This is a genomic window from Cardiobacterium sp. (assembly GCF_057314735.1).
Genome location: NZ_DBHKZK010000038.1, coordinates 16,698 through 36,537 on the forward strand (window position 1 = coordinate 16,698; position 19,840 = coordinate 36,537).

14 protein-coding genes are annotated in these 19,840 nt (G+C 62.5%); 2 read left to right on the forward strand and 12 right to left on the reverse strand.

Annotated features, from left to right (window positions below):
* Position 1 precedes the first annotated feature (1 nt).
* From pyrF to dapB, 4 genes are read right to left on the reverse strand one after another with little or no spacing between them, the layout of a single operon-like run.
* Positions 2-703 (reverse strand): orotidine-5'-phosphate decarboxylase, encoded by a 702-nt coding sequence (pyrF, locus tag ACO54Z_RS04340; protein WP_485995915.1) that lies wholly within the window; start codon positions 701-703, stop codon positions 2-4.
* Entirely contained in the window at positions 700-1,830 is a 1,131-nt protein-coding gene (locus tag ACO54Z_RS04345; protein ID WP_485995916.1) for a lipopolysaccharide assembly protein LapB, read from the reverse strand. Before ACO54Z_RS04345 ends, pyrF begins: the two co-directional genes overlap by 4 nt.
* A complete protein-coding gene (locus tag ACO54Z_RS04350; protein WP_298081482.1) occupies positions 1,830-2,132 on the reverse strand; it encodes a LapA family protein in 303 nt (100 codons plus the stop codon). Before ACO54Z_RS04350 ends, ACO54Z_RS04345 begins: the two co-directional genes overlap by 1 nt.
* A gap of 13 nt (positions 2,133-2,145) precedes the next feature.
* Positions 2,146-2,946 (reverse strand): 4-hydroxy-tetrahydrodipicolinate reductase, encoded by an 801-nt coding sequence (gene dapB / locus ACO54Z_RS04355; protein WP_485995917.1) that lies wholly within the window; start codon positions 2,944-2,946, stop codon positions 2,146-2,148.
* Between the two features lie 62 nt (positions 2,947-3,008).
* Between dapB and ACO54Z_RS04360 the strand changes: the two genes are divergently transcribed.
* Both ACO54Z_RS04360 and ACO54Z_RS04365 read left to right on the forward strand, forming a co-directional pair.
* Entirely contained in the window at positions 3,009-3,527 is a 519-nt protein-coding gene (locus tag ACO54Z_RS04360) for a Smr/MutS family protein (protein WP_485995918.1), read from the forward strand.
* A 154-nt stretch (positions 3,528-3,681) separates the two neighbouring features.
* Positions 3,682-4,422 carry a site-specific integrase gene (locus tag ACO54Z_RS04365; RefSeq protein WP_485995919.1) on the forward strand — a complete coding sequence of 247 codons (741 nt, stop codon included), beginning with the start codon at positions 3,682-3,684 and terminating at the stop codon, positions 4,420-4,422.
* On the opposite strand, the gene ACO54Z_RS04370 is transcribed toward ACO54Z_RS04365, so the two are convergent.
* From ACO54Z_RS04370 to ACO54Z_RS04405, 8 genes are all read right to left on the reverse strand, one after another.
* Positions 4,375-4,701 carry a hypothetical protein gene (locus ACO54Z_RS04370; protein ID WP_485995920.1) on the reverse strand — a complete coding sequence of 109 codons (327 nt, stop codon included), beginning with the start codon at positions 4,699-4,701 and terminating at the stop codon, positions 4,375-4,377. The genes ACO54Z_RS04365 and ACO54Z_RS04370 overlap by 48 nt on opposite strands.
* A 397-nt stretch (positions 4,702-5,098) precedes the next feature.
* Positions 5,099-6,199 carry a HigA family addiction module antitoxin gene (locus ACO54Z_RS04375; protein ID WP_485995921.1) on the reverse strand — a complete coding sequence of 367 codons (1,101 nt, stop codon included), beginning with the start codon at positions 6,197-6,199 and terminating at the stop codon, positions 5,099-5,101.
* Positions 6,200-6,214: 15 nt separating this feature from the next.
* On the reverse strand, positions 6,215-6,496 hold the full coding sequence (locus ACO54Z_RS04380; protein WP_485995922.1) for a hypothetical protein: 282 nt from the start codon (positions 6,494-6,496) through the stop codon (positions 6,215-6,217).
* A 111-nt stretch (positions 6,497-6,607) separates the two neighbouring features.
* Positions 6,608-13,621 carry a MuF-C-terminal domain-containing protein gene (locus ACO54Z_RS04385; RefSeq protein ID WP_485995923.1) on the reverse strand — a complete coding sequence of 2,338 codons (7,014 nt, stop codon included), beginning with the start codon at positions 13,619-13,621 and terminating at the stop codon, positions 6,608-6,610.
* Positions 13,618-16,422: a DNA polymerase III subunit gamma/tau domain-containing protein gene (locus tag ACO54Z_RS04390; protein ID WP_485995924.1), complete on the reverse strand. Its 2,805-nt coding sequence runs from the start codon at positions 16,420-16,422 to the stop codon at positions 13,618-13,620. Before ACO54Z_RS04390 ends, ACO54Z_RS04385 begins: the two co-directional genes overlap by 4 nt.
* 5 nt (positions 16,423-16,427) lie before the next feature.
* Entirely contained in the window at positions 16,428-17,837 is a 1,410-nt protein-coding gene (locus tag ACO54Z_RS04395) for a hypothetical protein (protein ID WP_485995925.1), read from the reverse strand.
* Positions 17,834-19,483 carry a hypothetical protein gene (locus tag ACO54Z_RS04400; protein ID WP_485995926.1) on the reverse strand — a complete coding sequence of 550 codons (1,650 nt, stop codon included), beginning with the start codon at positions 19,481-19,483 and terminating at the stop codon, positions 17,834-17,836. The genes ACO54Z_RS04395 and ACO54Z_RS04400 overlap by 4 nt, the downstream gene beginning before the upstream one ends.
* A 119-nt stretch (positions 19,484-19,602) precedes the next feature.
* Positions 19,603-19,840 (reverse strand): hypothetical protein (locus tag ACO54Z_RS04405; protein ID WP_485995927.1); only part of this gene is annotated, 238 nt, incomplete at its 5' end.

The following is a 19,840-nucleotide window of genomic DNA, read 5'->3' on the forward strand; positions in this document are numbered from 1 at the left end:
GTTATGCTCCGGTTTTGATGCTCGTGATGATGTCCGCCAGCGCGACTGCCGGTTTTTCGGCGCGGGTGACGGGGCGGCCGATGACGAGGTAGTCGCTGCCCGCTTGCAGGGCGGCGGCAGGGGTCATGGTGCGTGTCTGGTCGTCTGCGCTGCTGCCCGCCGGGCGGATGCCGGGGGTGACGGTGAGAAAGTCGCGGCCATGCGCGGCTTTGACTGCGCCCGCTTCGTGTGCCGAGCAGACGACGCCGTTCAGGCCGCTGCCGGCGGCAAGCGCGGTGAGGCGGGCGACGTGGGCGGCGAGTGGTTCGTCAATACCGATTTCACGCAGTTCGTTATCGCCCAGGCTGGTGAGGACGGTGACGGCGATGAGCAGCGGCGGCTGGCGGTAGTGGGCGAGCGCGTCGGCGGCGGTTTCCAGCATTTTGCGGCCACCGCTGGCGTGGACGTTCACCATCCACACGCCCATCTCGGCGGCGACGCGCAGCGCGGCGGCGACGGTGTTGGGGATGTCGTGGTATTTGAGGTCAAGGAAGATGTCGTAACCGATGCCTTGCAGCGCTTCGACCAGTTGCCGTCCTTCGCGGGTGTAGAGTTCTTTGCCGATTTTCAGGCGGCAGAGGTCGGGCGAGAGTTGGGCGGCAAGTGCCAGGGCGTCTGCGCCACGGTTGTAGTCGAGGGCGATTAGCAGCGGTTTGGGGTTCATCGGTTTTCTACTTTGAGTTCGAGCTGCGGGCGGAAGCTGCTCCAGGCGAAGCAGGCGGGGCAATGCCAGATGAGGTTTTGCTGGCGAAAGCCGCATTCGTTGCACTGGTAAACGGTGCGCGGCGCGACCAGTTTGCCCGCGCTGGTGGCGAGCGGCGCGAGGCCGGGGCGGTAGTTGAGCCAGGCGGAGAGCAACAGCGGGGTTTGTTTGGCTTCCATCCGCGTTTGCAGCAGGTCGGCGGCGGCGTCCGGCGCGGTTTCGCCCAGTAATTGGGCAAGTGCCAGCGTCAGGCGCGGGTTCGGGTTTTGCGCTTCGGTTTTTTCCAGCCAGTAGCGGTATTCGTCGTCGCGGCCAATGGCGTGGTAGGCGGCGGCGATGTCGGGCAATACGTCCGGCAAGAGCGCCGCCGAGGTTTCGCCGATGCTTTGCAGGGCATGGATGGCATTGACGTATTCGCCCTGGCGCAGCAGGAGCTGGCCGCGCATCCGGTTGGCACGGACGCAGTCGCGGTCGGCAGCAAGCGCCTGTTGCAGGTATTGCGCGACGGTGGCGTCGTCGCCCGCCTGTTGTGCCAGCTCGCAGTAGTAGTGCGAGATTTCTGTGCCGCGCGCGCCGTAGCCTTTTGCCTGCCACGCGGCGGAGAGTTCCAGCGCTGCCTGCCATTGTTTGGTGCGCTCGTAGAGGTGCGCCAGCGCGGGCATGACTTCCGCTTCGCGGTATTGTTCTGTCAGCAGTTGTTCAAACAGCGCCTGCGCCTGGCTGTACATCCCGGCGGCGGCGTAGTCTTCCGCCAGTTCGTAATCCACCGCCATCCGCTGCGCGTCGGTCAGCTGCGAATGGTTGCGCAGTTGCTGGTGCAGGTGCAGCGCGCGGTCAAGCTCGCCGCGTTTGCGGAAGAGGCTGCCGAGGGTGAGCTGGTTGTCCAGCATTTGCTGGTCAAGGTCGGCCATGTGGATGAAGACGTCCACGGCGCGGTCGGTCTGGTCGTTCAGCAAAAAACCCACGCCCTCGAAATACGCGGCGCGGGTTTTGTCGGCACGCAAATCGCGCGCTTCTTTGCGCATTGCCAGCCACCAGCCCGACCAGGCGGCGCACGGCAACAGCAGGATGATGAGCCAGTCAGCCATCAGGCGGTTTTCTGGTCGGCGTGAAATTCTGCCTGGATTGCCGCTTTTTCCGCTTCTTTGCGTTCACGCGCCATCAGGTGTTCCAGCGTGCGTGCGCGTTGCCGCCAGAAGAAGGCTTTGGTGCCAAAGAGTACCAGCATCAGCAGCGCGCCGAAGAGGAAGCAGATGAGCATCACCGCCACCAGCGGCAGGGTTTGTGTGCCCAAAATGTAGTTCAGCGTTACCGCGCCGTTGTTGAAAAGCCCCATCACCGCAAAGGCGATGCAGAGGATGATAACGATCAGATAGTTCAAATATTTCATGAAATGTCCCCGCTCAGGAAGTGAAGCCCAGTACATCGGCCATGCTGTACAAACCCGCCGGGCGGTCGCCCAGCCAGTTTGCCGCCGTCAATGCACCACGCGCGAAAATACGGCGGTTGCTGGCGCGGTGGGTGAACTCCAGCCGCTCATCGTCCGCCGTAAAGAAAACGGTATGCTCGCCGATAATGTCGCCGGCGCGTACCACGGAAAAGCCAATATCGCCGCTCTTGCGGCGGTTCACATACGGATAGCGTTTGCGCTCGTCAAAATCGCTGTTTTGCGCGGCGGCAATCATCTCGCCGATGCGCAGCGCCGTGCCGGAAGGTGCATCGACCTTGTTGCGGTGATGCGCTTCGAGAATGTCCACGTCCCAATGCTGAAAATCCAGCACCTCGGCGACGCGGCGGCTGACCTCAAACAAAATATTCACGCCGAGACTGGTATTGGCCGCCAGCACCAGCGGAATATGCTTCGCGGCGCGGTGAATCCAGGCGGTAGCGTCATCATTAAAGCCGGTGGTGCCAATCATCAGCGGTCTCTTCAGCTTCTGGCAGACCGGCAACAGCAACAGCGTCGCATCCGGCCGGGTAAAATCGACCACCACATCCACCGCCGCGCAGAACTGATCCAAATTACTGGTCACGCGCACCGTGCATTCCGGCAATTCCGGGGCGACATCACACAGACGCTTGCCCGCCCAATGATGACCGTTGCGCACCGAGGCCGCGCCCAGCTCCAGCTCCGGGTGCGCCATGATTTCATGCGCAATCGCCAAACCCATCTTGCCGTTAATCCCGTGAATACCGATTTTCATGATTTGTCCTTATAAAAAGCGCGCGGTGTATGATGAAACGAACCCTGCCTCATCCAGCCCCCATGACGGAAAAAGAACGTTTTGCCGACCTTGTCGGCGCAGTCACGCCCCTGAAAACCCCGCCGCAGGCCGAAGACTTCGGCAAGCAGGCGAAAATTTTACAGCGCCGCCGCATTGAAGCGCAACGTATTCGGCACAGCGCCGACCCGCAGGAAACCCGGCACAACCTCGCCGCCATCCCCGACGCCCGCTTCCATGCCCTCTGCGCCGGACGGCTGCCGGTCGCGCGTGAAATTGACCTGCACGGTTTCTTTGTCGATGAAGCGCTGCGTTACCTCGGCGACCTGCTGGACGAACGCCGGAACCACCGCAGCGAATGCTGGATTGTCGTCCACGGCAAGGGGCGCAACAGCCCGCATTACGACCGCGCCCCGCTCAAGCAGGCGGTGCTGGAACTGCTGCTGCGCCATCCGGCAGTCAATGCACTCGCCAGTATCGTTGATAGTGACGGCTACAGCGGCGCGGTTTCGGTGGAAGTCCGCGAAGCAATGCGCGAGCGGCGGCGGGATTCACGAATCTAGAAGCAATAAATTCTTTTGCAGATAAGGAGTTATTGATTTTGACTGGAGCGGGTGCAGTGCCTCGTACCGACGCCGATATTCTGCGTCGCTATCTCACCGAAGTGACGCCAACCAAAAAGAGTGCGCGCAACGAGAGCCTGCGGCTGTCGGCTTTTTGCGTGATTTTTTCCGCATCGCTGGCAAACTGGTTGAGAAATTGAACCGGCGCGATGCCCACTTGCAGTCGGTGAGGGCTGCCAGCGTGGTGCGCGAGTGGAACTCGCTGTCGGCGCTTTATACCCACGCGCAAAAGGTATGGGGGCTGTTGTTACCGCAAAATCCTTTCTGCCTTATCAAGCGCCCTGCGTCCAACCAGTCGCGTGACCGGCGCATCACTCCAGACGACGCTGCGGCTATCGTCGCCGCATTGGGCTACACGCCCGGCTCGCGACCGAAGTTACAGCGGGAGTTGGTTGCCTGGTGTTTTTTGTTTGCGATGGAGACGGCGATGCGCGCGGGCGAGATTTTAAAGCTGCAACTCGATGATGTTGCGGGCAAGCTCGCTACCCTGCGCGACACCAAGAACGGCCATGATCGCACCGTACCGCTGTCTGTCGCTGCGCGTGAGTTGCTCGCACTGGTCGATTTGCCGCTATCGTCTGGGACGCTGGATGCGCTGTTCCGGCGCTTCCGCCCGCCGGAGTTGGCGCATTTGCATTTTCACGACACCCGCCATGAAGCGCTGTCGCGGATGGCGAAGAAGATCACAAACCCGATGGATTTGGCGAAAATCAGCGGCCATCGTGATGTGCGGATTTTGTTCAATACTTACTACAACCCGGACGACGCCCTTCGCCAACCTGCTTGCTCAGTGGTCATTCACTTCTGCCCGCCATTTGCCGGGGTGCAGTTGTAGCTGGATGAAGCCCAGCTTTTGCCAGCCGTCCCCGTCCGGTTCAATGATGTCCACGATGTAGCGTCCCGGTGGTTGTTGGTGGATGAGGTCGTCCCATTCGATGCAGGCGGTATCGTCTTTGATGGTTACGGGGTATTCGATGGTGTGCTGCGCTGTTCCCGCGCGGCGGATGCGGGCGACGGTTCCCGCTTCCGCGTAGCCTTTGCGTCCGCAGGCGCCGTGGAAGGTGATGCAGGTTTGTTTGTCGTCTGCGGTCAGGATGATGGGGGTGATGCTCATGGTTGTGTCTCATTTTCGGTGTTTTTTGATGCACAAATGGTTTTGTGCGTCGTGGATGGGGAACAAGAAAGACGCCCCGTGTGGGGCGTCGTGGTTACTGGTTTTGGTTGGGATAGCTGCGGCAATGCTCGCGCACATTCTCCCACCGACCAAGGCGAAAGCGTTTGTACCGGGTAACGTGTACTGCTTTCGGGTATTGGCAATGGATCATGTCAATCTCCGGTGAGGAAGCAGGGTTGCCTGTTCGCCGGAGGTGTGTCATGATTGGCAGGTACGCTGTCAATGTACACCGCTTCTTCATGGAGCACCCCGGTTCCCGTTCAGTCGCTTCCGGCTCTGAACGCAGGGCTGGTCAAGGCAGGCATATGGCAATATGTCTGCCTTTTCTTTTTCGGGTTTACATATCCCACCCCTCGCAGTTGGGTGCGCTTTTAAGGATGATGGCGCGCACGGGTTCAAGCGCACGGCGCTGATGCGTCCATTTTTGGGTACGGTGTTGCAGTTGGCCGACTATCAGTCCTTTGTGCCGTTGTATTTGTTGGGCGAATGTTTCCAGTGCATCACCGGCAAAGAGATTTCCCCGGTGCTGCACGCAGTAATCATCCAGCGCCCGTTGTGGTACGCAGAATTCTGCGGCGGCGGCATTGGCCAGTTGTTCACTCTCTGGCAGTCCCTCGGTTTCTGTATTGAGGGTTTCCGGTTCGTCCACGATGGTTTCTGCTTTGCCATCGCCATTGAAAACGTGTTCAAGTTCGTGGCGTAACACAAACCAATAGTTGTCGATGCGATCCATGCGCAGCGTCATGGCGATGACCGGGCTGTTATTGTCCAGCCAGAAGCAGGCACCATCTATTTTGGAGCCTTTCAGCGCCTGCGAGTAGATGAGGCGGATGCCGTGTGCGTGCAGGATGTCCGGTACGGTGGCAATTTTTTCGACCCTGTCCAGCAAGGCGCGTAGTGTTGCCAGCAGGGTATCTTTGCTGTTGGCATTGAACGCCGTCGGCAGGGTGATGGCTGCGGCCATTTGGCGCGCATGAGCAATCCACGCCTGCTGGATTGGCGGATGGTTGTTGTACAGTTCGTTCCGGGTTTTGGCAGCAAAGTTTGTCATATTGCCCAGCAGCGCTTGCATCGCCTGCATCCGCTTATGAATATCGGCAATTTTTTGTATCCAGCCACGTTTGACGATTTCGGTGTAGAAGGGGAATGTCTCGCGGAATTGCGCCCTGGCTGCGATGTTGTCCCGGTCAATTTGTTCTTTGTCCAGCTCGTACTGGCTTTGCAGGTTCATCCACATTTCGGCGCTGGTGCCAAGTGCGGCTGCCAGTTGGTGTGCTGTGGTGGCAGTAATGCCGGCCTTGCCGCTGATGATTTGGTTGATGATGCGCGGCGGGCGGTCAATCATTTCTGCCAGTTCTTTTTGTGTCCAGCCGCGCGCTTCCAGTTCGTCTTTGAGGTATTCACCCGGATGGAATGCCTCTTGTTGTGTGTTACCCATGCCCTTACCCCAAGTTTAATGATAGTTTTCTATGGCGCATATCACCATCTCCTCACCCTCCATGCGCACCATCAGACGCCATTGTTTGTTCAGGCGGACGGAGCATTCCGGTCTTTCCCGGTAGCTTTCGTAGTGTAGTGCCCTGATGTTTTTCAGGTCGTTCAGGTTCTTTGCTGCTTTAATTTGATTGATACATTTGTGGAATGCCCTGACGAGGGTTGTGTCCGAGGAGTATTCTTTGACAAACTCGCCCTGTGCCAGCTTTTGCAGTTTCTTGTCTTTGTATTTGTACTGCATTGGTTTTCCGAAAATGATGCTGTGCGTAAAGTGTATGTTTCCATAAATACGAAGTCAAGGGATGTGTCGTTCCCGCCCCTGCGGGCTGCGGTGGGGCAAGCCCCACCAGCGCTATTTCCGCCGCCCGGTTTGGGTTTCAAATTCTTGTACCATGCCGCGCTGGAGGTTGAGCATGGCGTCGTTGTATTCCCGCTCCATTGTCTGCCGTTCGTCGCCCGTCAGCATTTGCCGCAGTTGTTTGCGCTGTTTGCGCAGTCGTTGCAGTTGTTTTTCTACGGCGTCAAAGCGTGCCTGCCAGTACACGTCATCTTCGTATTTTGTCTCGTTTTTGCCGCGCATCGCCGCGTTCATGTAGCGGGCGCTGCCGTCTTTCACCGCGTCGCGGTAGGCGTAGTAGCGTTCGCGGTCCTCTGCTGGTGCGCCCTGGACGAAGCCGCCGATGACCGGCGCCGCTTTGTACCAGCTCGCCGCGCTTTTGTTGCCGTGGCCGGTCTGGTCGAGGATGGTTTCGGCAACGCCCGCCATGTCCGCACCCAGGCCGCCCAGCGCCGCGTTGTACCAGTGGGCGAGGCTTTCGGGGGCGACGTCGTAGCCGGTCGCGTCGTACCATTTTTCGGCGATGGTTTTGAACACGTCCGGCGTTGTTTCCATGCCGGTGTTGTAGTCGAGGTCGCCGTCGCTGCGGTACTGGTCGCTGTTGTAGATGGGCATTCCGCGCCAGTTTTTGTTGCTCGCGTATTGCAGCAGCGGTTTGGCGACTTGCGGCACGAAGGTTTGTGCCAGCCAGTAGGTCGGGTCTTTGGCGATGTTCACGTCCGAGGGTTGCAAGGGCGAGAAGCTGCCGATGGCGGCGTGGTTCACCAGGTTGCTCACCAGCTCGCCGGTGTTATCGGTGCCGTTCTTGAAGCGCCGCGCCGAGAGGGCGACGGTGTTCGCCAGTCGGCCAAGGCCGAAGCCGAGCGGGATGCGGATGCCTTCGCCGCGCATTTTGCCGTCGTCGCTTCTGATCGGGATGATGGCGTAGCGGGCGGCGACGCCCATCGGGTATTTGTCCACCCACGCCACGCCGTCTTCGTCGTCGCCGGTCGCCGCTGCAATCGTCGCCCATAGTACATAGCTGAAGCCGACCAGCGCGGTGAAGACTACCTGCCCTTCTTTCTTCGAGAGCACCTTGAACAGCCGCCGCGCGTCGTAGAGGCTGGTGGTGAAGAAGGGGTAGAGGGCGTTGGCGTGGCGTGCGTTTTCGCCTTTGGTCTCAAAGTTCATGATGTCTTTGACGTAGTTGGCGGCGCGTTCTTCGCTAACGCCTGCTTCTACCAGCGCGCGGAATGCGCTGACACGGGTGGTCATTTCGGCGAGGTTGTTGAGGCCGTCCAGCAGTTTGCCGCCCCAGGTGAGGGCATCGCCGGGATGGCGCGCGCGTTCGCCCGCCGTCGCCGCTTCTTTCCACGCAGCGCGGGAGAGGTTCAGCAGGCTGTCGCGGCCGAGGAAGGTGGCATAGCTGGTAACACCACCCTGCGCGGCGTAGCGCTCCAGCCATTGTTGGTATTCGCTGTTTTTGCCGATGCTGCCCGTCCACAGGATGTTGTATTTCATCGCGTTCATGACCAGCCCCATCCGCCCGGCGACGTTGCCCGCCGCTTCGAGGTAGCCCTGCACGCCTTTGGCAGTCGTCATGTTGCCCACCGGCGCGTCGGCCAGCAGCAACTGCCATTGTTGCAGGCTGTCCATCACTTTGTTGCGCAGGATGAAGGAGGGGTTGAAGCGGGTGTACATACTGCCCATGAAGCGCGTCGCCCATCCGACGGCGTGGTAGGCGGCGGCGCCGGGCTGTTTGCTGGGGTCGCCGTCGTAGGGAAAGGCGGGCTGGTTGAAGTTGCGCACGGCGTTAAGCGCACGAGCGTTGCCGATGGTCATGATGTGGATCTGGTTGCCGTCCTGCCACACGATTTGGTTCGGCGCGGTTGCCGCCGTCTGCCAGGTGAGTTGTCCGGCGGCGTTCACCGGGTTGGTGTTGCCCGCGCCGATGGTGTGGCTTTGGGTTTGCGCGTCGAAGGCGGCGATGCCTTCCGCCGTTTGCAGGAAGTCCCACAGGCGGCGCTTCGGCTCTTGCATTTGTGCGCGGCGGATGGCGATTTCTGCCTGGGTGAAGATGGTTTCAAAGAGGTTGTGTGCTTCGGTGCCGTGGCGCCCGCCCGCGTTGTGGGTGCGGTTTTGCAGGGTGTCGCGTGTCATGGTGTTGCCGCCGGTGCGCGCGCTGAAGCTGTCGTTGATGTTGGCAGACAGCGCCGGGTCTTCCAGTTCGGGTTTGCCATACAGCGGGATGTAGTAGCGGTATTGCGGCCGCGCCGCTTCCATTTCAGGGGTGAGCAGTCCGGCGGCGCGCAGTTTGGCGTCGGCGGCGTCCATCACTTTTTTCAGCTGGTTCTGGTAGAGGTCATCATAGAGGCGGATGAGTTCGCCGCCGCCGTGTTCCGGCTGGTTGAAGAAGGCTTCTACTTCGGCGATTTCCGCATCTGTCCGCCCGCTGCCCGCCATGTCCTGCCCGCCGGTGCGGATGGCGATTTCCAGGTTGCGCTCGCGCCCGTGGTAGATGTATTTGCCGATTTTGTCGAGGTGTTCCATGAAGAGGTTCATGCCGTCGGCGGTGGAGAGGCCCCGGTACATCGGCACGCTTTGCCGCAGCCGTTTGTATTCGGCGCCGAGGCGGGCGGCGATGGCGTCAAACTGCGGCTTGAGTTCGCGCTCTATGTCGCGCTGCACTTTGGCGTTGTAGGTTTTGTAGCTGTTGCGCACTGCTTCGGCGAGCGTGTTGCCGGGGTGCGCTTTCATGATGCGCTCCAGCTCGCCCTGGTTGTCGAACCATTTGTCTTGCCGGTCGGGGTCGGCGAACCAGTCGAGGATGCGTTGCCGCAGTGCGGCGCGTGTCGGCGGTTCGGCGCGCAGCTCCCACGGCGGCACGGAGTAGGCAGCGGCGAGCGCTGCGGGCGCGGTGGAGTACAGCGGTGCGTCGTCGCGCAGTCCGTCTTGACTGAGGTCTTCGTTGGTTTTAATATTTGCCCTACGAAGGTTCGCATCTGACCTTAGGCGAGTAGGCAATTGAAGCCTGAGCGAGGTCAGAAATTGCGGACCTTTTTCTTTGTCCCAGTATTTGATGGGGTCATGTTGCAGGGCGTTGTTGATTTGGGATTTCCATTTGCCGTAAACGCTCGTGATGCGGGTTATCTGTAGCCCGTCCCTGACGTCGCGCAGGAATAGCGATGCAACAACCGGCTTTTTCTCGCCCGTCAATATGTCTTCTTCCACAAGCTCCGTCAGCACGATATAGCCGTCCGGGTTGGTAGAACGCGCGTTTGAGCGCAATACCGCAATAGGTCTGTTCAGCGAGCGCGGCAGTTTTTTCAGTTCTTCCGCTGTCAGGTTATGCCCGTGGCCGTTATCAATGTTCTCGTTCATGACCTTGCGGATGACGGCGCTTTCGATGTCAATCGGTACGTTCGGCAACCCTGACAGTTGCAAGGCTTCCGGCGTCGTCGTTCCCAAACGGATGTAGCGTGAGGCTGCGGGTGTGCCGTTGGCTATCGCATCCACCGCCTGCGCAAAGCGGCTCACCCGTTCTTGCGGCGCAGTCGAGTACGCGGGTTGCGCAGCGGAGGGCGTGGGGGGAACAGGTTCGGGCGCGGGCATGAGCTGGTTGCGGTCGAACACCGCCCACACGCCGCCGCTGGCGTCGTTGTCCACGCGGATGAATCCGGCAAAGGCGGCGCGCGGGTTCGCCTTGTCGGTGAAGGTCATGTAGCCGGGGGCGGCGCGGCGCAGATACACTTTCAGCGGCTCGCCGGTACGTGGATGCACGGCGCGGGAGCTTTCCCCCGCCTGCCAGTCGCCAAACCATGCCTTGAAGGACGGGCTGCGCACGGTGAGCCAGTCGTGATAGGAGAGTACGGTGCGCCCGCGTTTCGCCGCCTCGTCGTAGGCACGGCGTCCGCCGCTCTCCCGGATGGTGGCGAGGCGTTCGCTCGCCAGTTGCGACGGCACCGGCGGGGCCGAGTACAGCGGATCGTACTCCTTCACATGAGGCTCCACCTCTTGCAGCATGAACCGCCCGGCATCCCCCGTTTCTTCGCCTTTGCGCTGCTTGAAGGCGGCGGCATCTTCGCCGTTGGTAAAGCTCCAGGTTTTATCAAGGTCAAGGTCATATACCTGGTGCGTTACGGTGTCGCCCTTCAGCGCGCGTCCCGGAATTTCTTCCAGCGGTTCCGGTTCGGCTTCTTCTTCGGCTTCTTCCTGTTCCGGGTGGGCTGCCTTGTAGGCTTCGTATTGTGCTTCCAGCCATTCATCAAAGTCGTCTTCCGGCTCCTCTACCCGCTCCACGATGTCAGGGTTGAAGGTAATGGCGCCGTCATTGGTGGTTACCACGTCCCAGCCGTTGGGCTGCATCACTTCTTCGTCGAAGTAGCGCATGACGGAGCGGTCGGCAATGTCCCAAAAGCCCGCGCTGTCCACGATATCATCCGGGTTGGCTTCGTCCAGCAGGGTTTCAATCCAGCCGGGGCGCTTGGCATAGCCCATTTCCTTGAACCAGGTTTCGTTTTTTTCCAGCCATTCACGCATGGCGGTGCGGAATTCTTCGGAACCGGCATAGACGCGCGCCCCGGCATCCGGCGGGATTTGCCAGAGGTTTTTGCCGTAGTGTTCAAGGCGGTCTGTTTTGTCGGCGAACATCATCACGAAGTCATCGTTGTACGGTTCGGCTCGGTTGTTGCGGCGGTAGTAGGTGCCGTCCGGCGTGGTCGAGAATAGCAGCGGCAGGCCGGCGGCGGCGCGCGCGTCCATCTCCCGTTTTTGTGCAGCCGCTTCTTGTGCGCGGGCAGGGATGCCCGCCATGAAGTCTGCCAATGCCTGCGCTTTGGCATCGTTCAAGGTCGCGGGCGGCGGGATGTTGATGGCGACACCGCTCTGCCGTTCGTGGTGGTAGCCGTCCAGCACGAGCCGCATCGCTCCCAGTCCCTGCCCGGCGTAGTGTTCTTCCGCCCATTGGATGAGACTGTCGCGTGCCGCCTCGTAGCCCGCCGCTTCGTAGGTGGCAAAGGCGTTGGCAAGTGCGCCGTAGCGGGCGGGGTCATGCTTGTCCAGTTGGGTTTGCAACGCGGGTGGCACGCTGTAGCGGATGTTGTTGTTGGCTGCGCTGTCGTCGCGCGGTGCGGTCTCCGTGGGTTCCTGCGTCTCCGTCGTGCTTTCTGCGCTTTCTGCGCTTTCTGCCGGGTTGAGCAAGGCGCTGTGGTCAACCGACGTCTTCGGCGTTACCGTCTGCCCGCTGTCGCGGTAGCTTTTGAGGTTCAACTCGTTTAGAATGGGCATTCCCCGGTTAGAAGTGCCGCGTTGGAAGCGCGTGTCATACACGTGTGGTTCTGGCCTTGCACCTGATTCAATAACTGCCGTCAGCAATTGTCGCTGCCTTGCGGTGAGAACTAACCGGGATTTTTTTGTATCGTAGTAACGCAAGATGGTGCGCAGTCTCTGGCTCTCCGCGCCGCTTGTCTTGACCTGCGTTTTCTTCTTCTCCTTCAGCCAGTCTTTCCCCAGCACGTCATAGTTGCCTTCGCTTTGGTCGTGCATACTCACCAGCAGGCTATATTGCGAGCCGCCGCCCCGATGCACGGGGTCGAGTATCAGCCGCACCGGCTGCCCGTTGATTTGCTCCGGCGCAATAAAGACCAGCCGCCCGTTCACCTGCACGCTGTCGAATATCAGCGCGGGGTTGTCCAGCCATTCAGGCGCTTTCTTCCAATGCTCTGCCGTCAGGTTCGGATGGTCGTTAAAGCCCTTGACGATTTTCTCGCCCTGTAACACTACTGGCTTGTTGCCCAATCCCAGCATTCCCAGCAGGTCGGAGCTGTCCAGTACCCTCATTTCTTCCCGTGGTTTGGGCGTGTGCGTGCCGTCGAAGATGGAATCCACGTAGGCGTTGTACCGCTCTATGGTCTGCGGGCTGGCGGAATAGACGACGCCAGCGGGTGCCTGCCGTTGTGCCTGCGGATTCAGCGGGTTCGGCGAGGCGCCCTGCGGGTTCTGCGGTGGGTTCGCGCCCGGCGGATTGTTCGCGGGGGCGGGGTTGCCAGCGGGCTGCGAGGTTTGCGGGCTAACCCCACCCCCAGCCCCTCCCCCACGGGGGGAGGGGGGAGTAGCCGTGTTCTGCGCCGGGTTCGCTTGCGGGTTCTGCCCCGGCATATCGGCGCCGCGCAGTTGGTTCACGCTGGCAAACAGCCGGTAGGCTTCGGCGTCGGATAGTTGTTGTTCCGTGTACGGGCGACCGCGCAGTTTGCCCGCGATTTTGCGCAAGGTGCGCGCGCCCGCCTGTAGCAGTCTGCCCAGCGCCGGAACGTGCTGGCGCGGGATGGCAAAGTCGGCGTAGCGCTGCGTCAGGTAGTCCACGCCCGCGCCGCTTTCCAGCGCGCCCGCCACTTCGGCCAGTGCTTCACGCATCGCGGTTTCGTTGTCGATGAGGATGCGCGGGTCGGCGCCCTGTGCTACCGCGGCGGCACGCTCTGCCTGGATGGCTTCGGCGAGGCTGCGCAGCGCCGGGTTTTGGTACATCCGCGCAATCATGTCGCGGTAGGCCTGCGCACCGGGCGGGGTGGCACCATAGACGGCTTCGCCACGGTGATAGAGTTCGTGCCAGGCGACCAGCGCCGCGCGTTGTTCCCGGCTCTGGATGGTTTTGCCGTCCACGATGTAGGCCTGGATGACGTCAAGGTTCAGCACGATGCTGCCGTCGGCGTCCGCCGCGCCTTCCTGGGTGAGGACGCTGCCGTCGCTCATAATGCCGTCAAAGCGGATGCGGCGCGCAAGGTCGGCACCCAGCACGCGGCGCAGGTGTGCTTCCAGCGCGGCGCGGTCGATGTTCGCGCGATGGTTCGCCGTCGCCTGTTGGCGGATGGCGTCGAGGCTTTGCTGCGCGCCGTCGCGGCCTTCCTGCGGTAGTGCCTGGTCGGTAGTGGCGTCGTAGAGGTCCTGGATTTTCTGCGCCTGTTGCGGCAGGTCGCGCTTGAGTTCGTCCAGCTCCTGCTGGCTGATGGCACTGCCCGGTTGCGCGGTGGTGTAGGAAGGGGCGGAACCGTTCACCCCTCCCCCTGTGGGGGAGGGGGCGGGGGTGGGGTTTGCCTGTCCTGCCGCGCTGTTCGGGGTAGAACCACCGGGGGAGGGGGGAGTAGCGGCATTGGCGGGCGCGACGCTCTGCCCCTGTGTGTTCGCCGGTGGCGGGCTGTAGGTGGCTGCTCCGGTGGTGCCATTGTTGGCGCTACCCCCTCCCCAACCCTCCCCCGCTGCGCTTCGCTGCGGGGGGGGGGCAGGACGGCGGGGGTTACGCTACCGCTACCCGCCCCTGCGTTCCCCGGTACACCCTGCGAGGGAGGGGGCTGTATGGCAGGCGCGGCGCTGTAGGTGGTGCCGCCTTGTGCGCCGTTCGCCGGGGCGGGTTGTGTGGGGTTCGCTGTATTGGCATTGGCGGCTTGCTGGCTAACCCCACCCCCGGCCCCTCCCCCACGGGGGGAGGGGGGCGTTCCGGTGGGCGCGGGGTTGGCGGCTGGTTGCGCGCCCAGGGTCATGCCCGCGTATTGTTGTGCCAGCGTGGCGAGTTGTTGTTGCATCGCCTGTGCCATCGAAGGCGGCAGGGCGTTGTTCTTCAGCGCGTTCTGGATGCCTTCGATGCGGGCGGCGTCGTTTTGGTTGATGCCGCGCACGGCGTCGATGCCCGCCTGGTCAAACTGGTCAAAGGGTGAGGTACCGTGTGGGCTGGGCGGGTTCACCGCCGGGGCATTGGTGGCGCCATTCACCCCTCCCCCGGTGGGGGAGGGGACGGGGGTGGGGTTAGGTTGTCCTGCCGCGTTGTTCGGGGTAGAACCGGCGGGTGGTAATGCGGTGGCCTGCCACGCGGCGGCCAGTTGTTGGGCGGCATCGGCGCGGGTGCTGTCCGGGACGCTCTGGTCGTTCGCCGCGTCGAACAGCAGTTGCAGGTTGTTGGCAAAGGCAGGGTTCGCCGCTTTCAGCGCGTCCACGTCCGCCTGTGTCCATTGGCTCGGCGGGGCGTTCTGTACGGGGGTACCAGCAGGCTGCGAGGCTTGCTGGCTAACCCCACCCCCAGCCCCTCCCCCACCGGGGGAGGGGGGCAGATTGGCGGCCTGTTGTGCCGCCTGTTGTGCCTGCCAGGTGGCGGCGAGGCTCTGCGCCGCGCCCTGTTGTCCGGTGGGCGGCAGGTTCGGGTCGGTCAGCGCGTCAAACTGCGCCTGGATGGTGGCGGCGTTCGCCGGGTCGGCGGCTTTCATCGCGTCGATGTCGGCCTGTGTCCATTGCGCCGGTGCGGGCTGCGAGGTTTGCTGGCTAATCCCAGCGGGGGAGGGGGGTACTGCGGGCTGGGTGCCGTTCTGCGCGGCGGCGTTCTGTCCGGCCTGGCTGAGGAAGTTCGCCAGTTCGTTGTGGAAGCGTTCGCGTGTCTGTTCGTCGGTTTCTTGTACGGCGGTGATGGCGTGCTGCGCGCTGTGTGCGCCCGCGCCCATCAAGGCGCCGGTGATGCTGGCGTCCGCCACTTTCCAGAAGAAGTCGCGCGCGGTCATGTTGGGGGCGGCGTTGATGTCAAAGCCCTGGTCGAGTGCGGTTTGCAGGATTTCGGTCACGCCTTCTTGCAGGCCTTCGCTGGCGGCATTCTTCACCAGTCCTTTGACGAAGCCTTTGCCCGCGCTGTTGATGAGGCCTTTGATGACCATCCGCTCCGGTAGCATTTCGGCCAGCCCGTAGAGGGTGGCGTAGCCCAGCGAGGTGTCAGGGTCGGCGCCTGCCGCGCGCGCATCCGCGTAGGCTTCGCCCGCAACCGGTACGCCGATGACGGCGGCGGCCAGGGTCGGGTTGCGCGTGGCCAGGCCAACGGCGATGCCCGCCCCGTACTGGAGGCCGCTCTGCCCCATGTTGTAGCCGTAGTATTGCAGGGTGCCGGGTTTGTAGGGGTTGCGCGCCGGATCGGATAGCGCCCGGTCGGCGTTGGCGGCGGCTTCTTGCATATAGTCGAGGAAGCCGCTGCGGAAGGGGACTTTGACTTTGGCGTCGTCGCTGCTGATGCGCGGCGCTTTTTGGCTGCGGTCCAGCGGTGCGTCAGGGTTGGCTTTTTCCCATTGTTCCATGCCGTAGGCGAGGCTGCCCGCGTTGAGTTGTTCCGGCGCTTCGGCGCGTCCTTCGCGCAGGGCGTCCACGTAGCGCGCCCAGCGTGAGGTGAAGTCGGCATCGCGCTCGTGTTGTTCGGGTTTGATGATGTCGGCACTCTGCGCCAGCAGCGCGCGGCTGCTGAGGTTCTTGATGGCGCCTTTGCGCACGGCGTTGGCGATTTGGCTGCCGAAGTCTTTGCCCGGCAATTCCGGGGTGGCGCGCAAGGCGTCCAGGGTTTCGCGCGCGGTTTTTTTGTCCGCCGCCGCCTGTTTGAGTCGCGCCGCCCGCGCGTCGTCTTCGCGCTGGTAGGTGACGCGGCGCACGTCGGCTTCCATGTCGCGGGTGAAGGGGAGCAGATCGTAGGCCATCTCTCCCAGGCCGGCGCCGGATTTTTTCGCCACTTGCGGCGCGGCGTTAATCAGGCCTTCGGCGATGGCACCGATGAACTTGCCCGGTGATGCCAGCGAGCTCAATACTTCGCCCGCCGTCGCCCGTGCCTGTTGTTTGGCCGCCGCTTCGGCGGCCATTTCTTCGCGGTAGCCGCCGAGGATGTCGCCCTGGATGGCGGTCTGTTGTGGTTGTTGTTGGGGCGCTTCGATGCCACGGATTTTGGTGTACACGCCCTGCGGTACCGGCTGGCTCCAGTCGTAGTTACCGCTCGCCATCGCCCGCAGTTTGGCGATTTGTTCGTCGAGGTCGTTCACGGGCGGGGTCGGGGTAAGGGGGTTCATCGGGTTCATGTGCGGTTTGCTCCGGTAGCGCGGGCGACCATGCCCGCGATGATGTTTTGTAGGGTGACGGGGGCGGCCTGCTCCGGTTCGGTGCGGAAGGCGTCGTCGAGTTTGGCCAGCCAGTCGATGCCGGTGGTGAGGTTGGCTTGTGTGCTTTCGGCGTCCTGCCATTGGTCGGTGCTTTGTCCGTCCACGGTCTGCGCGCTTTGGCCAAGCACGGGGTTGTTCAGTTGCGCGGCAAGGTCGCCCGGCATGGTCGGGCGTGCAGCGTGCTCCGGCTGGTCGCCTGTAGTTCGGGCAGCCCCTGCGTCGTCGTCCGGCTCGTAGCTGTTGCGCAGGCCGCGCGGCAATCCCGCGCCGTAATCCCGTTCCACGCCTTCGCCCGGCGCCTCGGCATTGGCGGCAAAGGCAGGCAATTCCGGTACGTCCACGTTGGCGCCCATGTAGGCACCGTCGCGGGCGCCGCCTGCGCGTGCCTTGTTTACCGCGTCCTGTACTTTGCCGTCCACGAACTGGATGAATTGCGCCGCCGTTTTGCCACGGCCGTTGTTGTGGTTCATGTTGCTGCGGACGTCGGCAGGCACTTCTTTGCCGCTTTTCGCCGCATTCCAGATGGCGACCGCGCCGCCCGCGCCTTGTTGGTGGGCGAGGTAAAGGGTGGTCGGGGTGACGGGGATGCCTGCCTTGGCGAGCGCGCGGGCGTTGTCGGCGGCGAGGCGTTGTGCGCCGATGAAGTTGGCTTCGGGGTCGCCACGGCGGTCGTAGCCTTTGCCGACGAGGCCGTAGGTGGCGCCGGTGCCTTTGGTGAACTGGTACAGGCCTTTCGCCCCGGTCGGCGAGGTGATGATGTTGCCGTGCGCGTCGTGGCTGCGGTTGCCGCTTTCGATGTACATCATCGCGTCGAAGAAGGTGTCGCCCGTCGTCCAGCGTCCGTCCTGGCGTTGTTGCAGCTGCGGTTTGGCGATCGGTTTGGGGATGGGCGCGTTCGCCAGGCCGCTGTAGTCGCGTGCCGGTTTGCCCATCACTTGCGCGAGTGCTTCCGCCCCCTGCCCGGCGCTCCAGTCCTGCCCGCCGTATTTCGGCGCGCGGGCGAGGGTTTTGTAAACGCGCTCGCTCGCCTCTGCCGGAAAGCCTGCGCCCTGAAGACTGGCACGGGTGGCCTTGTCGCCGCGGTAGTAGGCATCTATCGCCAGCGGCACGACGCCGCCAAACTCGGCGAGTTTTTCGCTCATGCGTGCCGCCATTTGTTGGTGTTCGTTGGCGCGGTCGGGGTCGCGGGCAACGTGTGCGGGCAGGAGCGGGTTGTCGGCGCGGTAGCCCGTCATCTCCTCGCCCACCGCTTGCAGGATGCCCGGCGGCAGTTGGTTGTCCTGCTCCAGCCCCATCATCAGGGCGCGGCTTTCTCCGGCTCTCATTTTTCGCTCCGGTAGAGTCCGGTGGCGAGGTTCACCGCCGTGCCGACCGGATTGATGGCACTCATGCCGGTGATCATGTCGGCGGGCAGGGTCAGCTGACGTTGCGGTTTGGCTTGTGCTTGCAGTTCGGGCGGCAGGTTGAGCTGGCGCATGGCGGTTTGGGCGGGCGCGGCATTCAGGTCAAGCCCGTGCGCGGCGGCAATGCTCTGGATGGTGCGCAGCGGCACCGGCTCAAAGCTGTTGCCGTCGGCACTCACCCTGCCCCATTGTTGGCTGGCCGGGTCGTAGCGCAGGCTTTCGCTTTCGAGTGCGGAACGCAGTCGTGCCTGGGTCTGTGCGATGGCCGCCCGTTGGGCTTCTTCGCTGCCTGCCTTGGCGTAGTAGGGGGAAGGGAGTTGTTGTCCGGCAAGGGCAAACTGGGTGTTGGCATTGACGTTACGCGCCCGCTGTGCGCCTTCTTCAAATGAGATTTTTTCCATCGCCGCATCTGGCGCACCAACACGGCGCAACAGTATCGCGCGCAGTTCGTTGTCCGTACCCGCCCAGACGACTTGTCCGTTCTGGTAGGCGCGGCGGGTGCCGGTGCTGTCTGCCGGGGAGATGTCTTCCCAGCCAAAGGTCTGCGCCGCCAGCGGCAGGGGGTTGCTGTAGATGGCGTTGATGACGGCAGGATCTGCCGGTTTTGCCTGTGTCTGCTGCGTCTGCATTTGCAGCGCTTCATACGCCGCCGCCCGGTCTTCCGGCGGGCGGTTCGGGTCGGCGTACACGTTTTTCAGGTACGCGGCGATTTCGTCAGGGCTCTGCCTGTTGTCGAGTATGGCGGCACGCAGCAGCTCGTTGGCGCGCGCGGTGCGCTGTACTTGTTGCAGGCCAAGCCCGGCTTCGATGTTCTGCGCGGCCGCTCCCGCCGCCCCGGTTTGGTAGTGCAGGTTCGCCGCTTGCTCCAGCAGCTCACGGCTGTTCTGCGCCGCCTTCGCCTCCGCCGTGGCGTTGAGCTGTTTCACTTTGGCGATGGCGCCACCGGTCAGCGCGTCCTGCAAGCCCGTCGAGGCGTTGATGCTGTTGGTGTTGCGGCGGATGTCGTAGGTGTCGTTCGCCATTTCCGTGCTTTGGTTCGCCGTCTGCGCGCCGTAGTTGTTGTTCGCCGTGGTGGCGCGATAGCCGCTGTCGAGCGCGTCGAAGGCGTTGCCGTAGCTGCGGTTGCGAAAGTCCACGTTCTGCCCGCGCAGGCTGATGTTGTCCTGTCCGCTCGCAATGTCGCTGCGCAAGCCGGTGCGGTCGTGCTCCAGTTGCAACGGCTCCAGCGCGGCACGGAAGCGCTGTTGCTGCATGGCGAGGTCGCCGCTGTTGTTGTACTGCGCCGTCGTGCTGCTGAGCCGCGCCGCTTCGTTGGCAAAGCTGGCGTCTTCCATCGCTTCACGCAAACGGCGGTCGTAGTTCTGGCGCGAGGTGTCGTTCAAGAGTTGCGCGTAGGCGTTTTGCAGACGGTTGCCGCGCAGCAGCGCGTCGTTCTCCAGCTGCATCTGCGCACCGTCAAGCAGGATGCGGTTACGCTGTTGTTGTTGCCATTGGTTGATGCGGTCGTTGTCCACGCCCTGCCGCCATTGGTAGCCCTGCATATAGGCGTCCATCAGTGTGTCTGCCATGGGTGCTCCTGTATGAAAAAGCCCGCGCGGGGCGGGCATGAAAAAACCGCCCGAAGGCGGTTTGGGGAAGTTTGCTTAGTGTCTTCGCCGCAGGTAGGCGACGGCAAGTGTGTCGATCTTTAGCCTTGATTTGGGTATTCTTGCTTGCCATATTCTTGCAGCAGGCGGCGGTTCAGGTGGCGGGTGACGGTGCTGGCATCACGGCGCAGGGCGTGCGCATCGCGGGCGAAACCGCCCCGGATGTCCGGGTAGGGCGGAGGGGCGTTCAGGACGTTGCCCATTGTGGCCATGCCGTCCAGCAGGTGGTGGTGTCCTAAAATGTATGCTGCCTCAAACAAATCCGTAGTTGATATAGAA